This is a genomic window from Paenibacillus glufosinatiresistens (assembly GCF_031470375.1).
Classification (GTDB): domain Bacteria; phylum Bacillota; class Bacilli; order Paenibacillales; family Paenibacillaceae; genus Paenibacillus_AQ; species Paenibacillus_AQ glufosinatiresistens.
Window position 1 is genome coordinate 515,460 of record NZ_JAVFHT010000001.1, and the last position, 25,495, is coordinate 540,954.

General features: G+C 57.3%; 26 protein-coding genes. 21 read left to right on the forward strand and 5 right to left on the reverse strand.

The window, feature by feature from the left end; all coding sequences use genetic code 11:
* Positions 1-23: 23 nt before the first annotated feature.
* From rsgA to spoVM, 3 genes are all read left to right on the forward strand, one after another.
* Positions 24-926 carry a ribosome small subunit-dependent GTPase A gene (gene rsgA, locus RBI05_RS02330; RefSeq protein WP_310549985.1) on the forward strand — a complete coding sequence of 301 codons (903 nt, stop codon included), beginning with the start codon at positions 24-26 and terminating at the stop codon, positions 924-926.
* Positions 927-930: 4 nt separating this feature from the next.
* A complete protein-coding gene (gene rpe / locus RBI05_RS02335; RefSeq protein WP_310549986.1) occupies positions 931-1,617 on the forward strand; it encodes a ribulose-phosphate 3-epimerase in 687 nt (228 codons plus the stop codon).
* 100 nt (positions 1,618-1,717) lie between these two features.
* Entirely contained in the window at positions 1,718-1,798 is an 81-nt protein-coding gene (gene spoVM, locus RBI05_RS02340; RefSeq protein WP_006675261.1) for a stage V sporulation protein SpoVM, read from the forward strand.
* Between the two features lie 90 nt (positions 1,799-1,888).
* Here spoVM and rpmB read toward each other — a convergent pair whose 3' ends face one another.
* The gene (gene rpmB, locus RBI05_RS02345; protein WP_150458421.1) at positions 1,889-2,077 is read right to left on the reverse strand and encodes a 50S ribosomal protein L28; all 189 of its coding nucleotides are present in this window, start codon (positions 2,075-2,077) and stop codon (positions 1,889-1,891) included.
* Positions 2,078-2,271: 194 nt separating this feature from the next.
* Between rpmB and RBI05_RS02350 the strand changes: the two genes are divergently transcribed.
* From RBI05_RS02350 to RBI05_RS02370, 5 genes are all read left to right on the forward strand, one after another.
* Positions 2,272-4,047 carry a DAK2 domain-containing protein gene (locus RBI05_RS02350; protein WP_310549987.1) on the forward strand — a complete coding sequence of 592 codons (1,776 nt, stop codon included), beginning with the start codon at positions 2,272-2,274 and terminating at the stop codon, positions 4,045-4,047.
* 30 nt (positions 4,048-4,077) lie between these two features.
* Complete coding sequence (locus RBI05_RS02355) at positions 4,078-4,938, forward strand: DegV family protein (RefSeq protein WP_310549988.1); 861 nt, start codon at positions 4,078-4,080, stop codon at positions 4,936-4,938.
* Between the two features lie 13 nt (positions 4,939-4,951).
* Positions 4,952-7,003: an ATP-dependent DNA helicase RecG gene (recG, locus tag RBI05_RS02360; RefSeq protein WP_150458424.1), complete on the forward strand. Its 2,052-nt coding sequence runs from the start codon at positions 4,952-4,954 to the stop codon at positions 7,001-7,003.
* A 69-nt stretch (positions 7,004-7,072) separates the two neighbouring features.
* The gene (locus RBI05_RS02365; protein WP_150458607.1) at positions 7,073-7,360 is read left to right on the forward strand and encodes a stage VI sporulation protein F; all 288 of its coding nucleotides are present in this window, start codon (positions 7,073-7,075) and stop codon (positions 7,358-7,360) included.
* Between the two features lie 166 nt (positions 7,361-7,526).
* The gene (locus RBI05_RS02370; protein ID WP_310549989.1) at positions 7,527-7,874 is read left to right on the forward strand and encodes a DUF2500 domain-containing protein; all 348 of its coding nucleotides are present in this window, start codon (positions 7,527-7,529) and stop codon (positions 7,872-7,874) included.
* A gap of 9 nt (positions 7,875-7,883) precedes the next feature.
* On the opposite strand, the gene RBI05_RS02375 is transcribed toward RBI05_RS02370, so the two are convergent.
* Positions 7,884-8,837 (reverse strand): C40 family peptidase, encoded by a 954-nt coding sequence (locus tag RBI05_RS02375; protein WP_310549990.1) that lies wholly within the window; start codon positions 8,835-8,837, stop codon positions 7,884-7,886.
* A 237-nt stretch (positions 8,838-9,074) separates the two neighbouring features.
* Here RBI05_RS02375 and RBI05_RS02380 point away from each other — a divergent pair, with 237 nt between their 5' ends.
* The 10 genes from RBI05_RS02380 to RBI05_RS02425 all read left to right on the forward strand — a co-directional run bounded on the left by RBI05_RS02380 (position 9,075) and on the right by RBI05_RS02425 (position 18,365).
* Positions 9,075-10,109, forward strand: a complete 1,035-nt coding sequence (locus tag RBI05_RS02380) for an ABC transporter substrate-binding protein (RefSeq protein WP_310550074.1) — start codon at positions 9,075-9,077, stop codon at positions 10,107-10,109.
* A 23-nt stretch (positions 10,110-10,132) separates the two neighbouring features.
* On the forward strand, positions 10,133-11,050 hold the full coding sequence (locus RBI05_RS02385; protein WP_310549991.1) for an ABC transporter permease: 918 nt from the start codon (positions 10,133-10,135) through the stop codon (positions 11,048-11,050).
* Positions 11,034-11,828, forward strand: coding sequence for an ABC transporter ATP-binding protein (locus RBI05_RS02390; protein WP_310549992.1), 795 nt, complete (start codon positions 11,034-11,036; stop codon positions 11,826-11,828). The genes RBI05_RS02385 and RBI05_RS02390 overlap by 17 nt, the downstream gene beginning before the upstream one ends.
* Positions 11,829-11,959: 131 nt before the next feature.
* On the forward strand, positions 11,960-12,754 hold the full coding sequence (locus RBI05_RS02395) for an SDR family oxidoreductase (RefSeq protein WP_150458428.1): 795 nt from the start codon (positions 11,960-11,962) through the stop codon (positions 12,752-12,754).
* 235 nt (positions 12,755-12,989) lie between these two features.
* Positions 12,990-13,694 (forward strand): MgtC/SapB family protein, encoded by a 705-nt coding sequence (locus tag RBI05_RS02400; protein WP_150458429.1) that lies wholly within the window; start codon positions 12,990-12,992, stop codon positions 13,692-13,694.
* A 106-nt stretch (positions 13,695-13,800) separates the two neighbouring features.
* Positions 13,801-14,799 carry an aldose 1-epimerase gene (locus RBI05_RS02405; RefSeq protein WP_310549993.1) on the forward strand — a complete coding sequence of 333 codons (999 nt, stop codon included), beginning with the start codon at positions 13,801-13,803 and terminating at the stop codon, positions 14,797-14,799.
* 123 nt (positions 14,800-14,922) lie between these two features.
* Complete coding sequence (locus RBI05_RS02410; RefSeq protein ID WP_310549994.1) at positions 14,923-15,594, forward strand: TraX family protein; 672 nt, start codon at positions 14,923-14,925, stop codon at positions 15,592-15,594.
* A gap of 69 nt (positions 15,595-15,663) precedes the next feature.
* Positions 15,664-17,190 carry a copper amine oxidase N-terminal domain-containing protein gene (locus RBI05_RS02415; RefSeq protein ID WP_150458432.1) on the forward strand — a complete coding sequence of 509 codons (1,527 nt, stop codon included), beginning with the start codon at positions 15,664-15,666 and terminating at the stop codon, positions 17,188-17,190.
* Between the two features lie 253 nt (positions 17,191-17,443).
* Positions 17,444-18,073, forward strand: a complete 630-nt coding sequence (locus RBI05_RS02420) for a nitroreductase family protein (protein WP_310549995.1) — start codon at positions 17,444-17,446, stop codon at positions 18,071-18,073.
* 97 nt (positions 18,074-18,170) lie between these two features.
* Complete coding sequence (locus RBI05_RS02425; RefSeq protein WP_150458434.1) at positions 18,171-18,365, forward strand: DUF2188 domain-containing protein; 195 nt, start codon at positions 18,171-18,173, stop codon at positions 18,363-18,365.
* Positions 18,366-18,452: 87 nt separating this feature from the next.
* On the opposite strand, the gene RBI05_RS02430 is transcribed toward RBI05_RS02425, so the two are convergent.
* Positions 18,453-19,637: a peptidylprolyl isomerase gene (locus tag RBI05_RS02430; RefSeq protein ID WP_310549996.1), complete on the reverse strand. Its 1,185-nt coding sequence runs from the start codon at positions 19,635-19,637 to the stop codon at positions 18,453-18,455.
* Between the two features lie 198 nt (positions 19,638-19,835).
* The gene (locus tag RBI05_RS02435) at positions 19,836-20,174 is read right to left on the reverse strand and encodes a hypothetical protein (protein ID WP_150458436.1); all 339 of its coding nucleotides are present in this window, start codon (positions 20,172-20,174) and stop codon (positions 19,836-19,838) included.
* Between the two features lie 187 nt (positions 20,175-20,361).
* Here RBI05_RS02435 and RBI05_RS02440 point away from each other — a divergent pair, with 187 nt between their 5' ends.
* Positions 20,362-21,465, forward strand: coding sequence for a lactonase family protein (locus tag RBI05_RS02440; RefSeq protein WP_310549997.1), 1,104 nt, complete (start codon positions 20,362-20,364; stop codon positions 21,463-21,465).
* A 58-nt stretch (positions 21,466-21,523) separates the two neighbouring features.
* Here RBI05_RS02440 and RBI05_RS02445 read toward each other — a convergent pair whose 3' ends face one another.
* A complete protein-coding gene (locus RBI05_RS02445; protein WP_150458438.1) occupies positions 21,524-21,745 on the reverse strand; it encodes an RNA chaperone Hfq in 222 nt (73 codons plus the stop codon).
* A 230-nt stretch (positions 21,746-21,975) separates the two neighbouring features.
* On the opposite strand from RBI05_RS02445, the gene RBI05_RS02450 reads away from it, so the two are divergent.
* Entirely contained in the window at positions 21,976-22,995 is a 1,020-nt protein-coding gene (locus RBI05_RS02450; protein WP_310549998.1) for an FUSC family protein, read from the forward strand.
* A 135-nt stretch (positions 22,996-23,130) separates the two neighbouring features.
* Entirely contained in the window at positions 23,131-25,485 is a 2,355-nt protein-coding gene (gene helD, locus RBI05_RS02455; RefSeq protein WP_310549999.1) for an RNA polymerase recycling motor HelD, read from the forward strand.
* Positions 25,486-25,495: the final 10 nt, after the last annotated feature.

The window sequence follows — 25,495 nt, forward strand, 5'->3', positions numbered from 1 at the left end:
TATGCGGAAGGATGGCTGTAACTATGCCCGAAGGAGTCATTGTCAAAGCGCTGAGCGGGTACTACTATGTGAAGCCGCTGCGGGGCGAAGACATTGCCTGGGAAGCGGATAACATACAGTGCCGGGCGAGGGGAATCTTCAAGAAGAGGGGCGAGTCGCCGCTGGTCGGCGACCGGGTCCTCTATACGCTGACGGAGAACGGCGAGGGCGCGGTAGAGCAGATCCTTCCCCGCAGCACCGAGCTGATTCGCCCCCCCGTTGCCAATGCGTCGCTTGCCGTGCTGCTGTTCTCGGTCCGCGAGCCGGACCTCAACCTGCAGCTTCTGGACAAGTTCCTTGTCCATATCGAGCATGCCGGTCTGGAGACGCTGATTGTGCTGACGAAGCTGGATTTGGCCGGCCAAGACATGGACGCAGCGGAAGCAGCGCGCCGGCTCTACGAGAAGATCGGTTACGAGGTGCTGGTCACAAGCTCCGTAACGGGACTGGGTCGCAAGGAAGTGCAGAAACGCCTGGCCGGCCGGATCAGCGTATTCTCGGGTCAATCCGGAGTGGGGAAATCCTCCTTGCTGAATGCGCTGGTGCCCGAGCTGGACCTGGAGACCAGCGCCATCAGCCTTCGTCTCGGACGAGGACGCCATACGACCCGTCATGTCGAGCTGATCGACATCGGGGGCGGGTATGTGGCCGACACGCCGGGCTTCAGTCAGCTGGATTTCCTGGAGCTGGGCGTTGAGGAACTGGGATCGTGCTTCCGTGAATTCGCCGCCCTCTCCCAGGATTGCAAGTTCAGAGGCTGCACCCATCTTCACGAACCGGGCTGCCGCGTCATGGAAGCGGTCGAGGCCGGAGAGGTGGCTGCAAGCCGTTATGAGCACTACCGGACATTTTTCAATGAGATGAAAGACAAGAAGCGGAGGTACTGACTCTATGATAATCCTCGCACCATCCCTGTTGTCTGCCGATTTTGCCGCCCTCGGCTCGGAAGTGGCCGAGATCGAAGCGGCCGGAGCCGACTGGCTTCATGTGGATGTAATGGACGGCCGGTTCGTGCCCAACATAACGCTGGGACCGCCGATTGTTCAAGCGGTATCGCGCCATACGTCGCTTCCGCTGGACGTGCATCTGATGATCGAAGAGCCGGAACGCTACATCGCCGATTTTGCGAAGGCGGGAGCGTCGGTGATTACCGTTCATGCGGAGGCTTGCATCCATCTCCATCGAACGATTCACCAGATCAAGGAACTGGGGCTGAAGGCAGCCGTAGCCCTTAATCCCGGGACGCCCGCTGTGGCGGTCCGCGAAGTGCTGGGCGACCTCGATATGGTGCTGGTCATGACGGTTAACCCCGGCTTTGGCGGACAGGCCTTTATTCCCGGAATGGTTCGCAAAATCCGCGAGGTTCGCGCCATGGCGGAGGAGTTCAATCCTTCCCTGCGGATTGAGGTGGACGGAGGCATCGCCGAAGCGACCGCTCCTCTCGTCTGCGAGGCGGGAGCCGATGTGCTCGTCGCCGGCAACGCCGTCTTCGGGCGGCCGGACCGCGCAGGGGCGATTGCTTCCATTCGCGCCGCCGCCGAATCGGGGCGCGCCCAAAGAGGCGGGACAGCGGAATAGGCCAAGTCCGGGCCGCATAAATATGGTTACATGAGCGGAAATCTCATGTAGCCTTTTTGGCGTTGGCGCAGAGGCTGCATCACCGATCGGAGGGTGAAGGATGAAATTCTATACGTTCAAGCTGCCGAAGTTCCTGGGAGGATTCGTGAAGGCGATTCTGAACACGTTTCAGAAGAGCTGAGGACGGACAATTCAATAGGAGAACATGAAAAAAAGCACCTTACGTAAGTAAAGGGTGCTTTTTGCTTGAATGCCTTATGAAAGTTGAGGCTTACACGCGCTCGACTTTGCCGGATTTCAGGGCGCGGGTGCTGACGTATACACGCTTCGGCTTGCCATTCACCAGAATGCGCACCTTCTGAACGTTAACCCCCCAGGAACGGCGGTTGTGGTTGTTGGCGTGGGATACGTGGTTGCCGCTTCCAGGCTTCTTACCAGTAACAGAACATTTGCGGGACATGAATTACACCTCCTTGAATAACACTCCTGCTAAAAACAATACCTAACTATAATATCACAGCAAAAAATGCTTCGTCAACCGATTCAAAAACATTTATTTCTGTGAGCGCTTATAGTACAATATATAATAGTGTATTTTGTGATAAATTGAAAGAAGAATCAGATCAGGCAGCAAGTATGGAAGGGGAATTCTCATTGAGTAAGCGTTCTATAAATGGAACTGATTTTACCGCGATGGTGTTGACCGGAGCGGACCAGCTGCAGCAGCATGCGGAGCACGTCAATTCCCTGAATGTATTTCCCGTCCCCGACGGGGATACGGGAACGAACATGAATCTGACGATGACAGCAGGCGCGGGCGAGCTTCGCCGGAACAATACCGAGTCGATCGGTCAATGTGCGGGCGTGCTCTCCAAAGGGCTTCTGATGGGCGCGCGCGGGAACTCGGGCGTTATCTTGTCCCAGCTCTTCCGCGGGTTCAGCCGGTATGCGGCCCAATACGAAGAACTGAATGCGCAGCAATTCGCAGCGGCGCTCCAGACTGGAGTCGACACCGCCTACAAGGCCGTCGTCAAGCCGGTGGAAGGAACCATTCTGACGGTGGCCAAGGAAGCCGCGCGCCATGCGATCTATTATTCGCGGAGAACGGCGGATATCGCGGAGCTGATGCAGGAGGTTCTGATCAAAGCCAAAGAAGCGCTTGCCAATACGCCCGAACTGCTGCCTGTTCTGAAGCAGGTCGGAGTGGTCGATTCCGGAGGACAAGGCCTTGTCTACATCTATGAAGGATTCAACCAATATTTGAGCGGATCGGTCTCCGCTCCGGTCCGGACGCCCGAAGCGGCCCGCCCGGCTGTCCAGGCGACGCCTGCCGGGGTTCCGGCCGCTGCGCCGGTGCATGCCGCGCCGCACAGCTCCGCGCAGTCGAGACTGAACACCGAGGATATCGAATTCCTGTACGATATGGAATTCTTCATCAACCGCCGCTTGGGCGGAGGGGCGACGGTCGATTTTGACGAGGACAAGTTCCGCAAGGCGCTGTCGGTGAACGGGGATTCGATTATTGTCATCTCCGACGACGAGACCATTAAGGTGCATGTGCATTCCAAAGCGCCGGGCGAGGTGCTGAATCTGGCGCTGCTCTATGGAGAAATTACTCAGATCCATATTCTGAACATGCGCGAGCAGCACCGCGACCTGCTGGAAGCCGGAATGGACATTGCGCCTAGCCCCGAACTGTTCGCGGACATGCCCGAGGAGACCAGCAGCGTGCCTGCGCCGGCGGTTCCTCCGGCAGACGATCTGGCGCCGTACGGCTTCATCGCCGTGTCGTCAGGCAGCGGAATTACCGAGATCTTCAAGAGTCTGGGCATCGATTCCGTACTGGCCGGCGGCCAGACGATGAATCCGAGCACGGAAGACTTTGTGAATGCGGTGAATTCCATTTCGGCCAAGCACATCTTCATTCTGCCGAACAACTCCAATATTATTCTGGCCGCCCAGCAGGCGAAGGATCTGCTGGAAGGAGAGCGCGAAATCACGGTTCTCCCGAGCAAGAGCATTCCGCAAGGCATCGCGGCTGCGTTCGCATTCCATGAAGACCAGCCGGTCGAAGTGAATGCTGATGCCATGCTGGATGCCATCGCCCATGTGAAGTCCGGACAGGTCACCCATGCCGTCCGCGATACGGTCATCGATCAGATGGAGATCAAGGCAGGCCAGTACATCGGCATTTCCGGCTCCAAGATCGTCGCCGCCGATTCCGATCTGCTTCAAGCGAGCCAGGCTCTGCTGAGCGTGATGCTGGAGACCGGCGAGGAGATTGTTACGCTCTTGACCGGCGAGGATGCGCAGGATGCAACGACGGAAGCGCTGGCTGCCTGGCTGCAGACGGAATATCCGGATGTGGAGCTTGAGATTCACGAAGGCGGCCAACCGATCTATTACTACCTGTTCTCGGTTGAAGCTTAAGATACCGGGAGCTTGAAGGGAGGAAGTTTTGTGAGTCGAACGGTCATCGTTACAGACAGCACGTCCGACATTCCGCCGGACCTGGCGAAGGAATACGGAATCGAGGTAGTGCCCCTTGCCCTAATGTTCGGCGACGAAACTTACCGCGACGGGGTAGATATGACGCCCGAGGAGTTCTATGAGCGGCTGCCCCGGACGGCCCAGCTGCCGACAACGTCGCAGCCGTCCCCGGTCGAATATATGAAGGTCTACCAGGGGATTATGGCCCGGAATCCGGGATGTTCGATTCTCTCCTTCCACATCTCGTCCGGACTCAGCGGAACGTACCAATCCGCGCTTCTGGCCAAGTCGATGCTGGAGGAGGAAGGCGAGCGCATCAGCGTGGTGGACAGCCTGTCGGCTTCGTACGGCTTCGGTTTTATGGTGGTGCATGCTGCGCGGCTGGCTGCGCAAGGGCTTGAACCGGCCGCGATTCTGGAGTCGGCCGAGCAGCTCCGCCAATTCCGCAAGCTGTACTTCCTGGTCGATACTCTGGAATATCTGCAAAAAGGCGGCCGGATCGGCAAAGCCTCCGCCTTTCTCGGCACTCTGCTGAACATCAAACCGATTCTCTCCATCGATCAGGAGGGCATTATTTACGCGGTAGAGAAGGTCAGAGGCCGCAAGAAAGCGGTCGCCCGCATGATAGAGCTGTTCAAGAATGACTTGAAGGGCATGGATACGGTCAACGCGGCCGTCGGCCATACCGCGGAACCCGACTCCGCCAGAGAGTTCCTGGAGGAGCTCTCCCGGCATTTTACGGTGAAAGAGAAAGTGCTGACGAATGTCGGACCGGTCGTCGGCAGCCATGTCGGCAACGGGACGCTGGCCGTATTCATCTGGCCCGCCTGAGTAGGAGATGAATATGACGCTTACTTTGAATGATATCGAAGTCAGAGCCATCGCTGGCGTGAGCGCCTCCAAGCAGGAGGAGCTTCACGCCTTTGGCATCTTTACGGTGAAAGACCTGTTGGAGTACTATCCGTTTCGTTATGAGGATTACCGCCCCAAGACGCTCTCCGAGGTGAAGCACGGGGAGAAAGTGACGGTGGAGGCGAAGGTTATCGGTCTGCCGGTGCTTCAGCGGTACGGCGGGAAGTCGCGTCTGAGCTGCAAAATGGTTGCCGGCCCCTGGATGTTCACGGCCACCTGGTTCAACCGGCCGTTCGTCCGGGATCAGCTTGCCGCCGGCCGGGACGTGGTGGTCACCGGCAAGTGGGACCAGAAGCGTTCGCAGATTACGGTGACAGACCATGAGTTTCCCGACCGCGGAAGCGTGAAGACCGGCACGCTGCAGCCGGTCTATTCCGTCGGCGGGAAGATCACGCAGTCTTGGCTGCGCAAGACCATTCTCCAGGCGCTGGAGCAGTACGGCGCGATGATACCGGAAATTCTGCCGCAGTCGATTTTGCGCAAATACGATTTGATGCCCCGCAGCCGCGCCATCGCGACGATCCATATGCCGGAGGATACAAGCGACGGCTCGGCCGGACGGCGGCGGATGGTCTATGAAGAATTGTTCCTGTTCCAGCTCAAGGTTCAGGCCTTCCGCGTGCTGAACCGGGGACGCATGGACGGGGTGGTGCATACGGTGGACAACGCTACCGTCCGCCAGTTCGTCCGCAGTCTTCCCTTTGAGTTGACCGATGCCCAGAAGCGGGTGGAACTGGAGATTCTCCAGGATATGCGCTCTCCGTACTGCATGAACCGGCTGCTGCAGGGAGATGTCGGCTCCGGCAAAACCGTGCTTGCGGCGATCGCTCTCTTCGCCACGGTCCGTTCCGGATTCCAGGGGGCGCTGATGGTGCCCACCGAAATACTGGCCGAGCAGCACCTCCGGTCGCTGCAGCGCATGTTCGAGCCGTTCGGCATCACGGTGGGGCTGCTGACGGGCAGCGTGAACGGGCGCAAGCGCAAGGATCTTCTGGCTTCGCTGCAGATGGGACTGACCGATGTCGTGGTCGGGACGCATGCGCTGATTCAGGAGGATGTGTTCTTCCGCGATCTCGGACTCGTCGTGACCGATGAACAGCATCGCTTCGGGGTCAATCAGCGCAGCATTTTGCGGCGCAAGGGTTACAATCCCGATGTGCTGACGATGACGGCGACGCCGATCCCCCGGACGCTGGCTATTACTGTATTCGGCGATATGGATGTCTCGACGCTGTCGGAGCGTCCGAAAGGCAGAGTGCCAATCTCCACGTACTGGGCCAAGCCGGGGCAGATGGACCGGGTGATCGGGCTCGTTCGGCGGGAGACGGAGCAGGGGCGGCAGGCCTACATGATTACGCCGCTGATCGAGGAGTCGGACAAGCTGGATGTGCAGAATGCGATTGATCTGCACATCACGATGACCCAAGCGCTTCCCACAGTGCGTATCGGACTTCTGCACGGCAGAATGACGCCTTCGGAGAAGGATGAGGTCATGCGCCGTTTCTATTCGGGCGAGATTCAGGTGCTGGTCTCCACGACAGTGGTCGAGGTCGGCGTCGACGTCCCCAACGCTACGCTGATGGTGATTATCGACGCCGACCGGTTCGGACTGTCCCAACTTCATCAGCTTCGCGGACGGGTCGGACGCGGCGAGCACGCTTCGTTCTGCGTTCTGGTCGCCGATCCGAAATCGGAGATCGGCAAGGAGCGGATGATCGCCATGACGGAGACCGACGACGGCTTCGAGGTCTCGCGCCGCGATCTGGAGCTTCGCGGGCCGGGCGACTTCTTCGGCACGAAGCAGAGCGGCCTGCCGGAGTTCCGTCTGGCCGATATGACGGCCGACTTTGACGTGCTGGAGCAGGCCCGCGGCGATGCCGCGGAGCTGCTGAGAGACGGCCATTTCTGGACGTCTCCGGAATACGCGCCGCTGCGCGATTTTCTGCAGCGCGAGCAGATTTTTCAGGGAGATCTGATGGACTGATGGCACAGGTGCCCGCCTTCCCGCATAGAGTAAGAAAGACTGGATATGACGGGAGGTAGCTGCATGAATATGAGTTATCAGCAGTACGGCATCAGCACGCAACTGGTGGAGCGGATCAAGACGAAGATGAAGAATCCTCCGACCAAGGAACGGATCAAGGGTCTGGTGAACGGGCTGGGCAAGCAGGAGCTTCAGGATGCTGCGGTGGTGCGCAGACTGGTGCGCAACGCTTCTTCCATATTGGGCGAACGGCTGACGGCCACCCAAGAGGAAGGCATCGTCCGGTTCGTAATCGCCCAGAAGATCGATCCGAAGAATACGTTTCATTTGATTCGGCTGTGGGGGATGTTCCGCTAGTCTGACGAAGCGTAGAATGTGAACCGATCAAGCTGTTCCCTTCAGGATTTCGGTGCGAATGAACCGGTCCTGCCGGGGAATGGCTTTTTTGGCATCCACGATTTGGAAACTCTATCCTGTAGAGTGCGTATAGAAGGGTGCGAGAGAACGAAAGGAGAGGGTGAAATTGGTTATTAAATTGGTTTTTGTATTGATTATCCTGTTTCTGGTATTTTGGCTCGGAGCGCTGCTGTATAACCTTGTAAGGGGCCTCCGAAGATGGTCGTTCAACAATGCCAGTCCGCTTGAAGAGGTGTTCTGCACAGCGGTAACCAGACGAGCCCGGGTAACGGGAGGTGCGTATAACCGGCCGAATCATACGGATTACTTCATTACGTTCGAAATGGGAGACGGGCAGCGTCTGGAGCTGAGAGTGCCCGACGAAGAATACGGTGGAATTGTAGAAGGCGACAGAGGCGTTCTTACGCATAAAGGAACGCGCTTCAAAGGCTTCCGCCGCCATTCTGCCGGGTGAAGGCGAAAGCTATATAACCCGCTGCATATGCAGCACCACATTGCTCCAGTAGCCGCTGTCCAGCTTGCTGATCTGGACGCCGGGATCTCCCCAGGTATGGATGAACTGGCCGCCGCCGATGTAGATGCCGACATGTCCGGGCACGGCGTCGCTCTCGAATCGGCCGGGAACGGTGAAGAAGATCAGATCGCCGGGCTTAAGATCGCTGCGCTGCACCCGGGTTCCCCGGTTATCCTGATCGCGGGCAAGCCGGGGAAGACTGACTCCGAACTTCTTGAAGACATGCTGGGTGAACGAGGAACAATCAAATCTGTGGGATACATCATATGGCTCGGCCCCGAAATCATAAGGAACGCCAAGGAATTGTTTGGCATAGGCGACGAGTTCATTCGCCTCGGAAGAAGAAAGGCTCTGAATGCGTATGGTTCCGCTGTCCGATCCGGCAGATGTGCCTCCGGCGTTTCCGGATGGGCTTCCGCTTGGCAGCGGCGAGGAGCTGCCCTCGCCTTCGGTCGGCGTATCAATGGCGATCTCGCCGCTCTTCGGGTCCCAGCCGACTACCGTCCGGAACAGCCGGGACATGGACTCGGGCGTCATGTATACAATGCCTTCCAACCGCTCCGGCGGCTGGGGAAGGGTAAGAGGTTCACCCATGGACTGCGCCGACGTGTCACCGGGCTTCAGGCGGAACATGACGTCCGTGTATCCGATGAGCACCTCGCCGCTCTGACTCTCCTCCATCCGGTAGCCGAGCGACCGGACGGCGGGCTTAAGCGGCAGCAAGGTCTGGCCTGAGCCGTCCCTGATAGAGCTGCGCTCGGTGTAGGACTGGATGACAGGCCCGGTTCCAGGGGAAGTGGTGGGCACCGGTTCGGCTGAACGGGTATTGCCGCAGCCCGCGGCGGCCGAAAGAGATACCGCTGCGACCAGGCAGCCGGCGGCAAAGCCATACATAGGTTTCATGGGACACTCTCCATCTTGAGCGGATTTGTACGGAGAGTATGACCCAAAGCAAGTGAAATTATGAATTGACGGAACTTGCGGGCGCCGTTACTATTAGTTTATTAACCGCTGGTAAGCAGTCTTCGCGTCCTTTTCGCTTTAATGCGAAGAAGCGACAGCGCATCTTCGCGATTATTGGGTTAAGCGAAGAAGCGAATTGCGTACGGACGGTAACCACAGGAGAAGGGGAGTCGGATGATGAAGACAAAGAGAACGGTATGGAGTCTGGCGCTGGGCCTGCTGCTCATCGCCAGCAGCGGTTGCGGCAACAATGAGAACAGCGGCGCGGCATCAGGCAGCGCTGCACCGAAAGCGAAGACCTACAAAATCGCCATTGCACAGTATGTGGAGCATCCGTCGCTGGATGCCACCCGGGAGGGCATCCTTGCGGCGCTGAAGGATGCCGGAATTACGGAGGGAGAGAATCTGACCGTCGATTACGAGAATGCGCAGGCGGATTCTTCCAATAATCTCTCCATCGCACAGAAGCTGGCCGGCGACAAGAACGATCTGGTCATCGGGATTGCTACGCCGACTGCCCAGGCATTGGTCCAGAGCCTGGGCGACAGCACGCCGGTCTTGTTCGCCGCCGTAACCGATCCGGTCTCCTCGAAAATTGTGAAGGACATGGAGCATCCCGGCGGACAAGTCTCGGGAGCGTCCGATACGAACCCGCAGGCCATCGTCCGCCTGATGGATTTCATCGCCGCCAACTTCCCGAATGTGAAGAAGCTGGGCGTTGTGATCAATGAGGGGGAACCCAATGCCGTAGTGATGGCTGACCAGGCCAAGAAGGCGCTGGCCGGACATGGCATTGAGCTGATCAAGGCGCCGATCACGAACACCTCCGAGGTCAAGCAGGCCGCGGAATCCCTGGTAGGACGAGCCGATGCTATCTACATTACGCTGGATAATTCGGTAGTCAGCGGGGTGGACAGCATCATCCAGGTCGCGAACAAGAACAAGCTTCCCTTCTTCTCCAGCGACCGCGATACCGTGGAGAGAGGCGCTCTCGCTACAGTCGGGTTCAAGTATTTCGATCACGGCTACCAGGTTGGCGAAATGGCCGCAGACGTCCTGAAGAACGGCAAGAAGGTCGGGGATATGCCTGTGAAGATGCAGGAGAAGCTGGACCTGATTCTGAATTTGAAAGCCGCCGAGGCCCAGGGCGTCAAGGTGACGGATGCCATGAAGGCGGAAGTGGCCGATCAGACCAATAATCTTATTCAATAGCAGGCTGAAGGGAGCGGCGCGTCATGTTCGATTCAATACGGGGAGCGGTAGAGCTTGGCCTTCTGTACGCGTTTATGGCCCTCGGCGTATATATCACCTTCCGGATTCTGGATTTTCCCGATCTGACGGTAGACGGGAGCTTCGCCACCGGCGGAGCCATTGCCGCAGTACTCATTGCGCACGGCTATTCGCCCTGGCTGGCCACGGCAGCCGCCCTGGCCGGCGGCCTGCTGGCGGGCCTGTGCACCGGTCTGCTGCATACCAAGGGCAAGATCAACGGGCTTCTGTCTGGCATCCTGATGATGATCGCTCTTCATTCCATTAACCTGCGAATTCTCGGCCGTCCCAATGTGTCCATCATGGGCGAGCCCTCCGTGCTGGATACGCTCCATCCGCTGTATGCGATGCCCTTCGCGGTGCTTGCAGTCAAGCTGCTGATGGACGGCTTCTTCAAGACCGACCTCGGTCTTGCGCTGCGGGCGACCGGAGACAACGGCCGCATGATCCGCAGCCTTGGCGTCAACACCGACTTCACGAAGGTGATCGGAATCAGTCTGTCCAACGGACTCGTCGCTCTCTCGGGCGCGCTGATTGCCCAGTCTTCTTCCTTTGCCGATTCTTCGATGGGGATCGGGATGATCGTCATCGGCCTGGCTTCGGTCATTATCGGCGAAGCGATCTTCGGTTCTTCCACCGTGTTCCGGGCCACGCTTGCTGTGATTCTGGGCTCGGTGGTCTACCGTATTGTGGTCGCTCTGGCCCTTCGGGTGGAATGGCTGGAAGCTTCGGATCTGAAGCTGATTACGGCACTGATCGTGATTGCGGCGCTGGTATTCCCCACAATCCGGCGGCACTATAAGTTCAAGAGCAGCGCCCGCAGACGAACTGCGGAGCTGTCGGCCGGAATGGGAGGAGGTGCGGGCCATGCTGAGATTAACTAATGTGACCAAGCTGTTCAATCCCGGAACCCCCGATGAGAAGATTGCATTGCTTGGACTTCATCTGCATTTGGCTCCCGGCGATTTCGTAACGGTCATCGGCAGCAACGGGGCCGGCAAATCCACCCTGATGAATCTCATTTCGGGGGCGATGCAGCCGGACGGCGGGGAAGTGGAGATTGAGGGGAAGAATGTAAATTCCATTCCCGAGCACCGCCGGAGTCCCTGGATAGGCCGTGTCTTTCAGGACCCCATGGCCGGCACTTCGCCGCATATGACCATTGAAGAGAATCTGGCCATGGCGTTCATGCGCGGACGGCGGCGGGGATTGTCGCTGGGGATCGGACCGAAGCGACGGGCCGGCTTCAAGGCCGAACTGGAACGGCTTGGCATCGGTCTCGAGAACCGGCTTGGCGCGAAGGTCGGACTGCTCTCCGGCGGCGAACGGCAGGCGCTCAGTCTGCTGATGGCGACGTTCACAAGTCCCCGCATTCTGCTGCTGGATGAGCATACGGCTGCGCTTGACCCGGCCCGCGCTGAACTGGTTACGCAGCTGACGGATACCATTGTCGGCGATTTGAAGCTGACGACCCTGATGGTGACCCATAATATGGAGCAGGCCATTCGCCTGGGCAACCGCCTGATTATGATGGATAAAGGACGCATCATCCTTGACCTGGATTCGGCGCGGAAGAAGAACCTCAGCGTCGAGTCGCTGACGAGCGAATTTGAATCGATCAGCGGACACCGGCTGACCGATGACCGGATGATGCTCGGCTGAACCGCTCCTCTAGCGTCAGCTGTGCGATTCATCCTCCTGTCCGGACGTTTAAAAAGGTAGGGAAGCCTTGACTGCTCCGCCTGTAAGATCAGCGGCGGAGCCGGGCGTGAGACGACAAGGAGGATGCACCCATGACAGAACAGAGGCTCGCAGGCAAAGTGGCGGTTATCACCGGCGGAGGATCGGGGATCGGCAAGGCATCGGCGCTGGAGTTCGGAAGACACGGCGCCAAGGTTGCCCTGCTGGACCGGACGCCGGACAGCGCCGAGAAGGTGAAGAAGAGCATTGAAGAAGCGGGCGGAACCGCTATGGTGGTGGAATGCGACATCGAACGACCGGAGATGGTCCAACAAGCCATCGACCGCGTTGCCTCCGAATGGGGGCGGCTGGACATTGTATTCGCCAACGCAGGCATTAACGGAGCGATGGCGCCAATCGAGACCATGGATATGGACGATTGGAACCAGACCATCCATATTAATCTTCGCGGCACGTTCGCGACGGTTAAATATGCGATTCCGCATCTGAAGGCGGCGGGCGGAGGCAGTATATTGATCACGAGCTCGATTAACGGGAACCGCGTATTCTCCAACATCGGCTTCTCGGCGTACAGCACCACCAAAGCGGGCCAGGTGGCCTTCATGAAGATGGCGGCGCTGGAGCTGGCGCAGTTCGGCATTCGCGTCAACGCGATCTGCCCGGGTGCGATTACGACCAACATCGACCAGAATACCTTCCCCCAGGAGGATCTGGAAGAAGTGAAGATTCCCGTAGAGTTCCCGGAAGGCGATCAGCCTCTGGAGAATGGCCCGGGCAAGCCGAAGCAGGTGGCCAAGCTGGCCTTGTTCCTCGCTTCCGATGATTCCGATCATATTTCGGGAACCGAGGTCTACTGCGACGGGACGGAGTCGCTGCTTCACGGATAAACCCGGCAGGAAGCCTCCTTGGAGATCACGCCTGACAAGGCCTTGACCGATGGTCATGATTCGGCGACAATTTGCATAGGATAAAAGGCGCCGACATCCTCTCCTCGGATCGTCCCCGTCATTGAAGCGGCCGGTCGTCCTGCACAGCAGGCGCCCGGCCGGTTTTTGCATGGGCGGGCAAAACGCGTTAGGATTCCGATTCTATTCCAACGAAGGTGATACTGGAGGCTGTATCATGGAAGTGCACATTGACTCAACAATCAAACTGCTGGTTGCCATGCTGTTCGGGCTCTTTATCGGCATTGACCGTCAGCTCAAGCAAAAACCGCTCGGCATCCGGACCAGCATGGTCATCAGCATTGCAAGCTGCCTGGTTACCCTGGTCTCTATTCATGCATTCGACAAGTTCGCGGGACCGGAGCACCCGAATATGGACCCGATGCGTCTGGCCGCCCAGATCGTCAGCGGCATCGGCTTTCTCGGCGCGGGGGTTATTCTGCGGCGCGGAGGAGACGCCATCTCGGGCCTGACCTCGGCTGCGCTGATCTGGACGGCTTCCGGCATCGGCATCGCGGTAGGCGCCGGATTCTATGTGGAAGCGGCCGTGGCCGTCATTCTGCTGATGTTCGCCGTCAACGCCATTCCGAACCTGATCCGGGCGGTCGGACCGCAGAAGCTGAACAAGCATGATGTATCTTTGAAGATTGTCATGGAAGCGAACGAAGCGCTGAGCGACATTATCCGCAGAATCGAGAACCGGGAGAAGGTTCCGCGGTCCAAGGCCCGGGTCATCCGGCGGATGAAGATCAAGGATCTGGAGGATGGACGACAGATGCTGGACATGGTGGTCTCCGCGCCGGATCATCATTTTATCGCCCAGATCTATTACGAGGTCAAGAATATTGAATATGTGATCAGCGTGGAAGTCGAACAATTGTAAGGGATTGCTTGCAGCCCGGCAGAGCGCGGTGCAATCCGGCCGGGTTTATGTTAATCTAGTAGACGGTGAAAGCATTTTCAACTATAGAATTGAGAGGGTAGAGACTATGGAATTAAGAGCATACGAAGGCATGTATGGAGACGAAAAAGCCATCTGGCTCGAGGCCGGCGACTATGTGGCAGCCATGATTCCGCGCATCGGCGGCAATCTGATTGCCTTCCGGGATGTATCCAAGGATTACCGTTTTCTGCGCGAGCCCGGCGGCGATAACATGGAGGATTTCCGGGACAAGCCCGGCATCTACGGCATCCCGGTGCTGTTCCCTCCGAACCGCTATGAGGATGGCAGCTTCCCTTGGAACGGCGGCGCGTACAGCTTCCCGGTGAATGAGGAAGAGACGGGCAACCACCTTCACGGATTCCTGCATATTACGCCTTGGACCGTTGAGGAATTCGGGACAACGGCCAGCGAGAGCTATGTCATCGTTTCGGTCACCATCGACGAGAACCATGAATCCTACGCCTACCTGCCGCACCGCTACACGGTACGCCTGCGGTATTCGCTGAGCCGGGACGGGCTGTCCCAACATCTTCTGGTGCGCAACAACGGCGACGAGGCGATGCCGTGCCTGCTGGCCTTCCATACGGCGGTCAATGCGCCGTTCGCCCCCAAGAGCACGGCGAAGGATTACCGGGTTAAGGCGACGATCGGACAGCGCTGGGAGCTGGATGAGCGCATGCTGCCTACCGGTTCCTATCAGCCGCTGACCAGCGAGGAAGAGAAGCTTAAGGGAGAAGGCGTCAATCCGTTCTTTGCCCCGATGGACAACCATTACACCGCCGTTCCCCAGAACGGACGCAACCGGATGGAGCTGACCGATCTGAAGGAAGGCATCACACTGGTCTATGACGTGGGAACGTCTTACAAGCAGTGGATGATCTGGAACAACCAGGCTACGGAAGGCTTCTTCTGCCCGGAACCGCAGATTAATCTGGTCAATGCCCCCAAGTCCCAGCTGCCTGCCGAAGAGATCGGTCTGTTCGGTCTGGAGCCGGGAGAGTACTGGGAAGAGACTGCCCGATTCTATGTCAAAAACGCCAAGTAGGCGCGGGCAAACGCCGATAAGCGATTTGCCTGTACGACAGCCCGGCCGCGCAGCGGACCGGGCTTTTGGCTGAGGACCGATCTTTGATATAATCGGTCTATCTTTGGTTCGGGAGGCCTTTCCTTGCAGATTATCGCGATGCTTACCATGCTGATCGACCATATCGGCCTCATCTTTTATCCGGGCGAACCGGGCTGGAGGGAAGTGGGCCGGCTGGCTTTTCCCATCTACTGCTATGCGCTGGTTCAAGGTCATCTGCACACCTCGTCAAGGCCGCGCTATTGGCTCCGGCTGCTGCTGATCGCCCTGCTGGCCCAGATCCCCTATCAGCTCGCGCTGGTGCCCGGCGGACTGAACGTGGTGTTCACCCTGCTTGCTTCCGGCCTGGTGCTCGCTCTGCTGGATACGCTGCCGCCGAGCCCGTGGCTTCGGCTTGGAATAATCGCAGCCGCTTGCTGGCTGATGGATCTTCTCCCCATGGATTACAATGCCTACGGGCTGCTTCTGGTTCTGGTCTACCGTTATTTCCGCGGCTATCGGCTGATCGCAGCTCATCTGGGACTCAATCTGGTCTACTTCTTGCTGGGCTGGCATGGACAGATGCTCAGTCTGGTGCCAACCTTGGCGATGGTTCTGGCACCGAGCGCTTGGAGCAGGCTGGAAGGATGGCGCGTTCCGCGCGGGGTGTGGTGGTCTTTCTATCCGGTCCATCTGCTGCTGCTGGCAGGAGCGAAAGCAGCGTCCGGCAGGCCCCTCCCTGAGCTGGAATGGCCGCACGAGCTGCTATTCTGGTGATTTACAAAACCTTCCTCACTTGAGATAATGGATTATCTTTAAAATCGTTACAGGAAAGGGAGAGGATTATTGAAGAAGCTGAGGAGACAATGGAAAGGGCTGTCCGCCCTGCTGGCGCTGGTCATGATACTGGCGGGCTGCCAGAGCGCCGCCGGTCTGGATGTGACCAAAGCTCTGCTGGGCAACCTGGATGTGCGCTCTTCCGAGAGCAGTCTGACGCTCACCGTCAAGGCTGATCCGGCAGTGGGGATCGATGAAGACAGCCGGCGAGCGGTAGAGCTGATCAATTCGCTCTCGGTGCGGCTGGATACGGTGAAACGGCAGGAGAACGGCGAAGTGTCGGCAACAGGCAGCCTGGGGCTGAAGAATTACCGTGTTCCGTTCCGCATGTATTTGAATAACGAGGTCATGGCGATTCTTCCGGAGGGTGCGCGGCATCCGTATTACATAGCGCTGGCGGATGCGCAGGAGCAACTCGGGGGATGGAAGCCCGATGCGAAGAAGACGGAAGAAATCGGCCGGGCGCTGACTTCGCTCGTTGTCCGCAATCTTCCGAACCCGTCCGTATTCTCGGTTACGCCGGTGACGGAGAATGTGTACGGCCGCTCGCTCTCCTTGGCCAAAATTCATGGAGAGGTAACAGGCGACGAACTGCCCGCCCTGCTGAAAGGGTTCCTGAAATCGGTTTCTAAAGACCCGGAAGGCTTGAATCAAGTGGTCGGTGGCTTGTACGACTACCTGCTTCCGCTGCTCAAGCAGGAAGCTGTATCGAAGGAGCTGGACAGTATCGGTCTGAGCGGGATTCCGCTCGATAACAAAGAAGAAGTGGTAGCGGTTCTGCAGGATGCGCTGAAGCTGGGCCTGGACTCATTGATTCTCATGTACGACAAGGGGAAGGAAGAGTTGTTCAAGAACACGCCGGAGCTCAATACGGTGCTGTCGAAGGATACGAAGCTGTCCGCAGATCTGTATGTGGACTCCGGCCTGCATGTGCGCAAGGAAGCGTACCTTCTGCATATCGCCCTGCCGGGCAATTCGGAATTGCCGCTGCGATCCCTTGAAATCTCGGCCGAGAGCCAGGTGTGGAATTTGAACGGGTCCGACTCGGCGATTCAGGCGGATGCGATTGCAACCGATGGCGGATTGGAGCTGGGAGCGGAGGAGCCGACGCCGGGCACTCTGCTGCGCAATCTGGACAGCCAGTCGGATTTATACCGTCTCCTGAAGGGTGAGATGGGACTGACGGCGCGCACGCTCTATGTGGACCCCGTCTATGACGATTATTACGAGACCGTCAATGTGAAGGGAACCCTCATGATTCCGATCCGCTATCTGGCGGACGATCTGGATGCAACCGTTCAGTGGGACGCGGGGAGCAAGACCATTACGGTAACCGACGATGTATACGGGTCGACGCTGGTCTTCAAGCCCGGCGCCAAGACAGCCGTGATCGACGGCCGGACGGTATCGCTGCCTGTTCCGGTATTCTTCGATGAATACGGAACCGGATATGCTCCGCTGCGGACGCTGGCTGCCGGTCTGCACGCCGAGATTAAGACGGATGAAGAAGGCTGGATTGTGGTATCTCGTAAGTAGAACGCGGCCCGAATAATAGCTTACAGCAGTGACCGCGGTGGAAGCGGAACTCGAATCAGGCTCCCGGCTGAAGAGGCCGGGAGCCTGATTTGCATGCGGAAGATCGGACAGCCGATTACGCCATGTATAAATCCGGGTAAGCAAGCGACAATAAAAAAGAAAAACGGCTATTCCAGAAACAGGTTGCGTTGCAGGAAGAAATGTTTTAAGATATAAAAAAGTAAGTTGCTAAATATTAAGGAGGTAATTAACCATGAACGAGTACACGCTGAGCCAGGAATTGAAATCCGCCGATTATCTGAAAGCTGTTCAGGCAAGACGTTCCGTCTATGCGATCACCAAGGAATCCCCGGTATCCGATGACCGGATCCGGGAAGTCGTGGAACAGGCTGTTCTGCATTCTCCCTCGTCCTTTAACTCGCAGAGCGGAAGAGTTATTGTTCTGCTGGGCGGGGAGCACGACAGACTGTGGGATCTGACCACGGAGACTCTTCGCAATATCGTGCCTGCCGAACAGTTCGAAGGCACAGCGCAGAAGATGAACTCGTTCAAGTCCGGATACGGCACGGTGCTCTTCTTCGAAGATGAAGCCGTTATTCAGGGACTTCAAGAGCAGTTCGCCCTGTATGCCGACAATTTCCCGGTATGGGCCAACCAGTCCTCCGGTATGCTGCAGCTCGTGGTCTGGACGGCGCTGTCCGCCGAGGGACTTGGCGCTTCGCTTCAGCACTATAATCCGCTGATTGACGAAGAAGTCAAATCGACCTGGAGCCTTCCCCAGAGCTGGAGACTGATTGCCCAGATGCCGTTCGGCGGTGTAGGAGCCGCTCCGGGCGAGAAGCAGTTCCAGCCGGTTGAAGAACGCGTACGGATCGTGAAGTAATTACGTTCACGGATTGTGGTTCACCCCGCACAGGGACTGGCTAATTAGAGTATAACGCCGGAATTGCCTTAGCAACCCTGTGAGAGGAGGAAGCTTCATGCCATGGAACAAGGAGAATTACCCGGATTCCTTGAAGAATTTTACCGCACCGGTGCGCAATAAGGCGGTCGAGATTGCCAATGCGCTGCTGGAAGAAGGATATGAAGAGGGGCGCGCGATTGCCATCGCAACGTCCCAAGCCAAAGAATGGGGAGAGAATCACGACCAACCGGTTCGCCGGAAGGAGGATTAGCCTCCTGTTCGCTCGGCAGAAATCAAAAAGAGGAAGAGCCCTGGGCTCTTCCTCTTTTTGTACCGGAACGTTGTCCGGCTGCTGCGCTTACTTGGCGGCTGCTGCGCTTGCGCTCGGAGCAGCGGACGCGGCCGGGGAAGCCGACGCGGCCGGAGCGGCGGAAGCTTCCGCCTTGTCGGTCAGCGTATTCTTGATCTTGGACTTGCTCATGAGATCCTGAAGCCAGGTAGAGGACTTCTCCTGAACCTTGTCGGAGATCAGCGTCTCGCGGATTTCTTCTTTCTTCTCAGCCAGAGTCGCTTCATGGGCGTCCTTGTGGTCAGTGACCTTGATAATGTGATAGCCGTAGTCTGACTTCACCGGCTCGCTGATTTCGCCTACCTTCATTTTGAAGGCGGCATTGGCGAATTCGGCTACCATCGAGCCGTCGTTGGCGAAGAAACCGAGGTCGCCGCCTTTGGAGGCGGAACCGGTGTCGCCGGATTTGGTTTTGGCCAATTCGGCGAAATCGGCACCATCCTTAAGCTGCTTGTAGATGGCATCCGCTTCTTCCTTGGTCTGCACGAGGATATGGGAGGCCCGGACCTCTTCCTTGTTGCCGAGCGACTCTTTGTTCTCGTTGAAATAGTTCTGGATGTCTTCGTCGGTGACTTTGATCTGCGGAGTCAGAATCTTGCGGAGCTTCACCTGGGAAGGAATCTGCTCCTTCAGGTTGGCCAGCGTCATTCCGCTCTGACTCAGCGCATTGTTCAGCGCTTCTTCGCCGCCGAGACGGTCCGTGATCTTCTTAAGTTCTTCCTCAATGTCCGCGTCGGTCACGGTTACCTTGGCCTTCTCGGCTTCCTGATCGATCAGTCTCTCGGAAATCATGGACTGGACGATAGACTTCAAATTGTCTTCGCCGGCCGTCTTCTTCAGTTCATTATACAGGTCTTTCTCGGTAATCTTCTCTCCATTCACGCTGGCTACGGTTGTGTCATTGTCAGCTTTCTGGAAAGGGGGGTAGATCAGCACGATCACCAGGGCAACGGCCAGAATTGCCGATACAATCATCCAGCCCATGCCTTGACGGGAAGGTCTCGGACCCTTGGGAGGCGCAGAATTACCGCCGTCCACCTTGTTCATCACCGGTACAGGGTTCGCTTCGTGGCTGGAACCCGCTCCCTCGAAGACATCGGGGGAAGCGGCAGTGCTTGTCCCGGCATTCTGTTCGTCTTCCGGTGTAACTCCGTTCTCCTGATGATCGTTCTCGTTGAAATCCTTCTTGTCCATTATAATAATGACTCCCTTCAGAAATAGGTGTTGCCTGTCCTTTATACAACTTTACCAGAAAATGAGGCTTCAAACCTTAAGAAAGTATAAAAATACAGACCGGGGCGTTTAAGACATCCTTAAGCAAAACGGCAAAAGCCGGAAGGAACGGGAATCCCGTCCGCTTCCGGCTTCAATCCCGCAACCAGGCGAAGCTGTTCAAGCAAGGCGTCCATTCAGCAGATGAAGAATCTGCTCCTTCTTGCGTCTGGGAATCCGTACCCGTTTGGCATACCAGCCCTTCTCGCCGAAGTACACGCAATCGTCCTCAATGGTTGAAATTTTGTTGAGGTTGATGTAGCAGCCGGACTGGACATAGAAGTACGACGGATTAGACAGAAGGCGGCTCAATTGCTCGGCAGTCATTCTTTTTCTGATATTGTAGTTTCTGCCGTGAAAGATAACCTGGTCATGGTCTCCGACCTTAAAGAACAGAATGTCCGTTTCCACCTCGAAGTCCTCATATACATTTCTGGCCTCCAGCAGAATGCTGCTCATTCGTGTTCCCCCTTTTAAAAATAGTAAAAACTCACTGTCTTGTTAGCGCTTTCATTGTATCACAGCGTTTTGACCTTGAAAAGACTTATTTTTAAAATATTATGGATAAAGTTCCAAAGGGATTTGTCACAGCCCACGAAAAACGGTAAAGTAAAACAAGCAAACTTCATACAAGGAGGCATATGTCTTGAACGATACATCTCAACTGCTGCTGTTCATCGGTTCGTATGCGTCGGAGGAGGAAGAGGGGGTTCGCATCTTCCGTTTCAACGCCGCGGCCGGCGGCACGCTGGAGCCTTCAGCTTCGGCCGGGGGCATCTCCAACCCTACCTTTCTCGCAGCGGACCCCGAGCGCCGGCTGCTCTACGCCATCGGGGACCGGGCGAACGGCGAGGGCGGCAAAGAAGGACTGGTAGCGACGTATGCCTACAGTGCGGACGGAGGGGAACTGACCGAGCTTGGACGCGCCGGAACGATGCCTGCCCATGGCCGGGAACAGACCACGACCTGCCATATCTCCCGGGACCCGAGAGGCCCTCATCTGGCGGTAACCAGCTATCACGGAGCCCGGATCGGCCTTATGGCACTCGATGAGAACGGAGTGGCCGGACAGCTGCTGGATACTGCTGTACATACGGGACGGGGAACCCACCCGGAACGCCAGGACCGTCCGCATCCGCATTCCGCCATCTTCAGTCCGGACGGACGCTTTATGCTGGTCTCCGATCTTGGCCTCGACCTGATCCGGACTTACGAGATCGACGAGGCGGCGGGGAAGCTGATGCTTCGGTCCGAAGCGGCCGTTCATCCCGGAGCGGGACCGCGTCATTTGGCATTTCATCCCGGCGGACAAGCGGCTTATGTAATTAATGAAGTGGATTCGACCATTACTTCATTCCGTTATCACGCCCGGGAGGGACAGCTGGAGGAAGCGAGAACGGTAAGCACGCTTCCCGCTCTCTATACCGGGGACAACATATGCGCGGAGATTGCCGTATCGCCCGATGGCCGTTATCTGTACGGCTCGAACCGGGGACATGACAGTATCGCAGTATTTGAAATCGGCGGAGAGACGCTGACAGAGCTTGCGGCGGTCGGTCATGTGCCGACCCATGGCGGGCACCCCCGGCACTTTGCCCTGACTCCGGACGGAGGCTTCTTGATTGCTGCGAATCGGGACGCCAATCTTCTGGCCGTCTTCCGGATAGAGAAACCCAGCGGCATTCCGGTGTTCACCGGCCATACCGCAGCGGTATCCAGACCGGTCTGCGTCGTGCCGATTCAGCTCTAGTCCCGGACACAAAAAACACCGGACAACAAAGTCCGGTGTTTTTTGTTGAGGGGCCCGATCAGCGAAGCGATACGGGTCTCAGCGGAACGATGGTGGACACCGCCGATTTAAAGAGCACGCTCTGTTTGCCGTCGGCCTGGCCTTGCAGTGTGATCGTATAGGCATCGTAAGAAATCATGCGGCCCTGAATTTTGACGCCATTGGTAGTGAAGACGGTAACGGGCACTTTGGTGCTCACGAACTGGCTTAACATACGTTCCTGCAGCTTTCCACTTTCCACTCGGCAGCACTCCATCTTTGTAAGGGTATAAGATTCCGTCTTGAAAGGAATTCATCAGGATATGATTCCATTATACCACGGCCGCAGCCGGGCTGGAAATTAAAGAGGGGACCGGGCGGCCGGCGATTTGCCGGGACGCGTTAAACCCGCAGCCTCTTTGGGGTAATAATGTCAAGTAGCGGCAGGCCGGAGAGTCGGCAGCCTGGCGCGCACACGGGAGGGGAGTGAATATGACTTTCGGCGCACGCGTTCTCAAGACCGGTCTTGCGGTCACCTTAGCTTTATATCTGTCTACTTTATTAAAGTTCCCTTCGCCGGTCAGCGCCGGAATTGCGGCGATCTTCGCGATGCAGCCGTCCATTTACCGGTCCTGGCGGCATTTTCTGGAGCAGGTTCAGTCCAGTACCGTCGGCGCCATCATCGCGCTCGGCGCCGGCGTGCTGCTGTCGAACGAACCGCTCATTGTCGGGCTGGTCTGCATTCTTGTCATTATGCTGAGCATGAAGATGAACCGTTCCGATACCATCGGCCTGACGCTCGTAACCGTCATCTCGGTCATGGAAGCGTCCGGTCAATGGCAGTTCGCGCTGAACCGGTTCCTGATGCTGATGACCGGGATTGTGTCGGCGTTTGTCATTAACGTTGCCGTGTTTCCGCCCAAGCCGCGCAAGCAGTACATCAACCAGCTTCAGAATGTATTCAACAGTCTGTCGCTGCTGCTGCGGACTTCCATATCCCACGAAATGAAGGAGAGCGTGTTCCGCGATCAGAAGAACGGGCTGGAGAAATCGATCCGTTCGCTCACCGATAAATATGCCTTGTTCGAGGAGGAGCAGAAGAAGCTGAAGCGTCCGAAGCTCAGCCAGACCAAGCAAATGGTCGTGTACAAGAACCTGCTGAATTCGCTGCAGAGAGGCTACGAGGTGCTGGATGCCATCGACCGACATTATTTCCAGTCCGAACGGGGCGAAACCACCGACATGCTCTTCGACAGCCATCTGGAACAACTGATCCGGTATCACGAGCATATCTTGCTGAAGTTCGAGAACAAAATCAAGCCCGGCGTCTCGGAGACGGAGCCGCTGGAAGCGGCCAACGACGCTTTTCTGGAGCGGGCGATCCTCAACTATACGGGACCGGAACAGCTGCGCCTGTCCATTGTGGCGGGCGCCATCTACGATTATGGCTATCAGCTGGAGAGGCTTGATAAGGTGGCGGATCAGATCAACCGCGCGGAAGAGCGGGACTGAGACGGCGGCCTTCCAACAGCTCCTGTCCCTTGCCTAGTCCGGATGGGCAGGCATATAATTGGTAAATAATAATGGATTAAATAGTAGATTTTTGCACGCTGGTTAAGGTGTGTCAACCTCAAAGGGGATGTAACCATGTCCATCAGTGAGAAGGAATGGAAGAACGAACAGGAACGCGTTCGGCGCGTTACGGGGATTTTGGCGGGACATATCCGTCACCTGTCCGAAGAACTGGGATTGCACCGGACCGACGTCGTCGAGCTGCGCAAGGATTTCTGGGAAGAGGTTACGGTCAATTTCAGCAGCCCGGATGATCTGGGCGAGACCTCGACCAGCCTCCGGCAGCAGGCTCAAGTGCTCTCGGAAAGAGAACGCCATCATCTTCAATCCAGCAAGGCCCTGAAGAAATACCGCAAGCTTGTCGTTTCGCCTTATTTCGGGCGGGTGGATTTTGCGGAGCGGGAGGGGGAAGAAGCCGAACCGATTTATCTCGGTATCGGATCGCTGATGGAGGATGACGGCACGTTCCTGATCTATGACTGGCGGGCTCCGATCTCCAGTCTCTATTACGACAGCGCGCCCGGACCTGCGGTCTATACAACGCCGGTCGGAACCGTTGAAGGCGTCATGCGTCTGAAGCGGCAGTACGTGATTGGCGACGGGGTCATTCACGTTATGTTCGATACCGGGATGACCATCGGCGACGAGTTGCTCCAGCAAGTGTTGAGCCATACGGCCGATGACCGGATGAAATCAATCGTCGCTACGATTCAAAAGGAGCAGAATGCCATCATCCGCAATGACAGCAGCCGGATGCTGGTGGTTCAAGGTGCCGCCGGCAGCGGCAAAACCTCGGCGGCTCTCCAGCGGGTCGCCTACCTGCTCTATAAATACCGGGACAGCCTGCAGGCCGACCAGGTGCTGCTCTTCTCGCCGAACCCGCTCTTCAACAGCTATGTATCGACGGTTCTGCCCGAGCTTGGGGAAGACAATATGCAGCAGACGACCTTCCAGATGTATCTGGAGCATCGGCTGGGACGCGAATTCCAGCTGGAGGATATCTTCAGCCAGACGGAGAGCTTGCTGAATGAACCGGACGGAGAAGCGGCGGACACGCGCAGGCAGGAGATTGCCTATAAATCGTCCGTGCCATTTTTGCGGGCCATCCGGGCCTATGCTTCGCAGCTGGAGAGCGAGGGAATGCGCTTCAAACCGCTTGTCTTCCAGGGCAAGACGGTGGTAAGCCGGGAAGAAATGGTCCGGCGGTTCTACAGCTTTGATCCTTCGATCCGGCTGGCGAACCGGATTGATCTGATGATCGGATGGCTGCTCAAGCGGATTGCGGAATTCGGCCATGAAGAACGCGGGGCGGAATGGGTGGAGAATGCGATTGAACTGCTCGATTCGAGCGAGTACCACCGCGCCTATCAGACTCTTCGCCGCAAGCAGCACGGCAAGGACCAGTCCTTCAGCGATTTTGACGAGGAGAAGGATATTCTCTCCCGTTATATTGTCAGCCAGCGGCTCAAGCCGCTGCGGGGCTGGGTCAAGCGCAGCCGGTTCGTGGATGTCAAGGACCTGTACGCCTCCCTGTTCCGGGATCGGGAAATGATGGAACGCCTGAACGGCGAGGCACTGCCGGAGCGGTGGGAGGCCGTCTGCCGCCGGACGCTGTATGCGCTGGAACAAGGAGAACTCGCTTACGAAGATGCCACGCCCTTTCTGTATTTGAAGGAACTGAGCGAGGGCTTCCGGACCAACACGCAGATCCGCCATGTCTTTATAGACGAAGTCCAGGATTATTCGCCGTTCCAGCTGGAATTCATCCGTCGGATCTTTCCCAGGGCGAAGATGACCGTGCTCGGGGATCTCAATCAGGCTATCTATGCGCAGGGCGAGACCCTCGGCGATCTCGGCGGATTGGTCGGCATCTATGGCCCGGAGAATACCGAAGTGATTTCACTTACAAAAAGCTACCGTTCCACTTACGAGATTGTGGAGTTTACGCGCCGCATGATTTCCGGAGGCGAACGGATTATTCCGTTCAACCGCAGAGGCGACGAGCCGCAGGTGATAGAGCTTCACGGACGCGGGGAACTGCTAAGCGCCGTAGAAGCCGACATCCGGGACCTGCATGAACGGGGCTATGCCTATGTGGCGGTAATCTGCAAAACGGCGAAAGAAAGCGCGGAAGTGCATGAGGCGCTGAAAGACCGGCTTCCGGTGCGCCTGGTGACGAAGGAGACGCCGAATTTTCAGAAGGGAACCCTCATTCTGCCCGCTTATCTGGCCAAAGGAGTGGAGTTCGACGCCGTCTTGATCTGGGACGGATCGGCGGAAGCCTATTCGCGGGAGAGCGAAAGGAAGCTGTTCTATACGGCTTGCACCCGGGCCATGCACGTTCTGCATGTGTACTGCGACGGGCAACCGAGCCCGTTCCTGCCGTCCCCGGCGAAGGAAAAGGCGGGAACCCGGGGAGATCAAGTATAAAGCGACCGGA

Bases quoted from the DNA above. Each gene is read 5' to 3' on its own strand.
- RBI05_RS02420 (WP_310549995.1), top strand. From the start codon at position 17,444: ATGAACGAGTACACGCTGAGCCAGGAATTGAAATCCGCCGATTATCTG.
- rpe (WP_310549986.1), top strand. From the start codon at position 931: ATGATAATCCTCGCACCATCCCTGTTGTCTGCCGATTTTGCCGCCCTC.
- RBI05_RS02405 (WP_310549993.1), top strand. From the start codon at position 13,801: ATGGAATTAAGAGCATACGAAGGCATGTATGGAGACGAAAAAGCCATC.
- RBI05_RS02425 (WP_150458434.1), top strand. From the start codon at position 18,171: ATGCCATGGAACAAGGAGAATTACCCGGATTCCTTGAAGAATTTTACC.
- spoVM (WP_006675261.1), top strand. From the start codon at position 1,718: ATGAAATTCTATACGTTCAAGCTGCCGAAGTTCCTGGGAGGATTCGTG.
- helD (WP_310549999.1), top strand. From the start codon at position 23,131: ATGTCCATCAGTGAGAAGGAATGGAAGAACGAACAGGAACGCGTTCGG.
- rsgA (WP_310549985.1), top strand. From the start codon at position 24: ATGCCCGAAGGAGTCATTGTCAAAGCGCTGAGCGGGTACTACTATGTG.
- RBI05_RS02400 (WP_150458429.1), top strand. From the start codon at position 12,990: ATGGAAGTGCACATTGACTCAACAATCAAACTGCTGGTTGCCATGCTG.
- RBI05_RS02450 (WP_310549998.1), top strand. From the start codon at position 21,976: ATGACTTTCGGCGCACGCGTTCTCAAGACCGGTCTTGCGGTCACCTTA.
- RBI05_RS02385 (WP_310549991.1), top strand. From the start codon at position 10,133: ATGTTCGATTCAATACGGGGAGCGGTAGAGCTTGGCCTTCTGTACGCG.
- RBI05_RS02430 (WP_310549996.1), bottom strand. From the start codon at position 19,637: ATGGACAAGAAGGATTTCAACGAGAACGATCATCAGGAGAACGGAGTT.
- RBI05_RS02380 (WP_310550074.1), top strand. From the start codon at position 9,075: ATGAAGACAAAGAGAACGGTATGGAGTCTGGCGCTGGGCCTGCTGCTC.
- RBI05_RS02375 (WP_310549990.1), bottom strand. From the start codon at position 8,837: ATGAAACCTATGTATGGCTTTGCCGCCGGCTGCCTGGTCGCAGCGGTA.
- recG (WP_150458424.1), top strand. From the start codon at position 4,952: ATGACGCTTACTTTGAATGATATCGAAGTCAGAGCCATCGCTGGCGTG.
- rpmB (WP_150458421.1), bottom strand. From the start codon at position 2,077: ATGTCCCGCAAATGTTCTGTTACTGGTAAGAAGCCTGGAAGCGGCAAC.
- RBI05_RS02395 (WP_150458428.1), top strand. From the start codon at position 11,960: ATGACAGAACAGAGGCTCGCAGGCAAAGTGGCGGTTATCACCGGCGGA.
- RBI05_RS02435 (WP_150458436.1), bottom strand. From the start codon at position 20,174: ATGAGCAGCATTCTGCTGGAGGCCAGAAATGTATATGAGGACTTCGAG.
- RBI05_RS02365 (WP_150458607.1), top strand. From the start codon at position 7,073: ATGAGTTATCAGCAGTACGGCATCAGCACGCAACTGGTGGAGCGGATC.
- RBI05_RS02390 (WP_310549992.1), top strand. From the start codon at position 11,034: ATGCTGAGATTAACTAATGTGACCAAGCTGTTCAATCCCGGAACCCCC.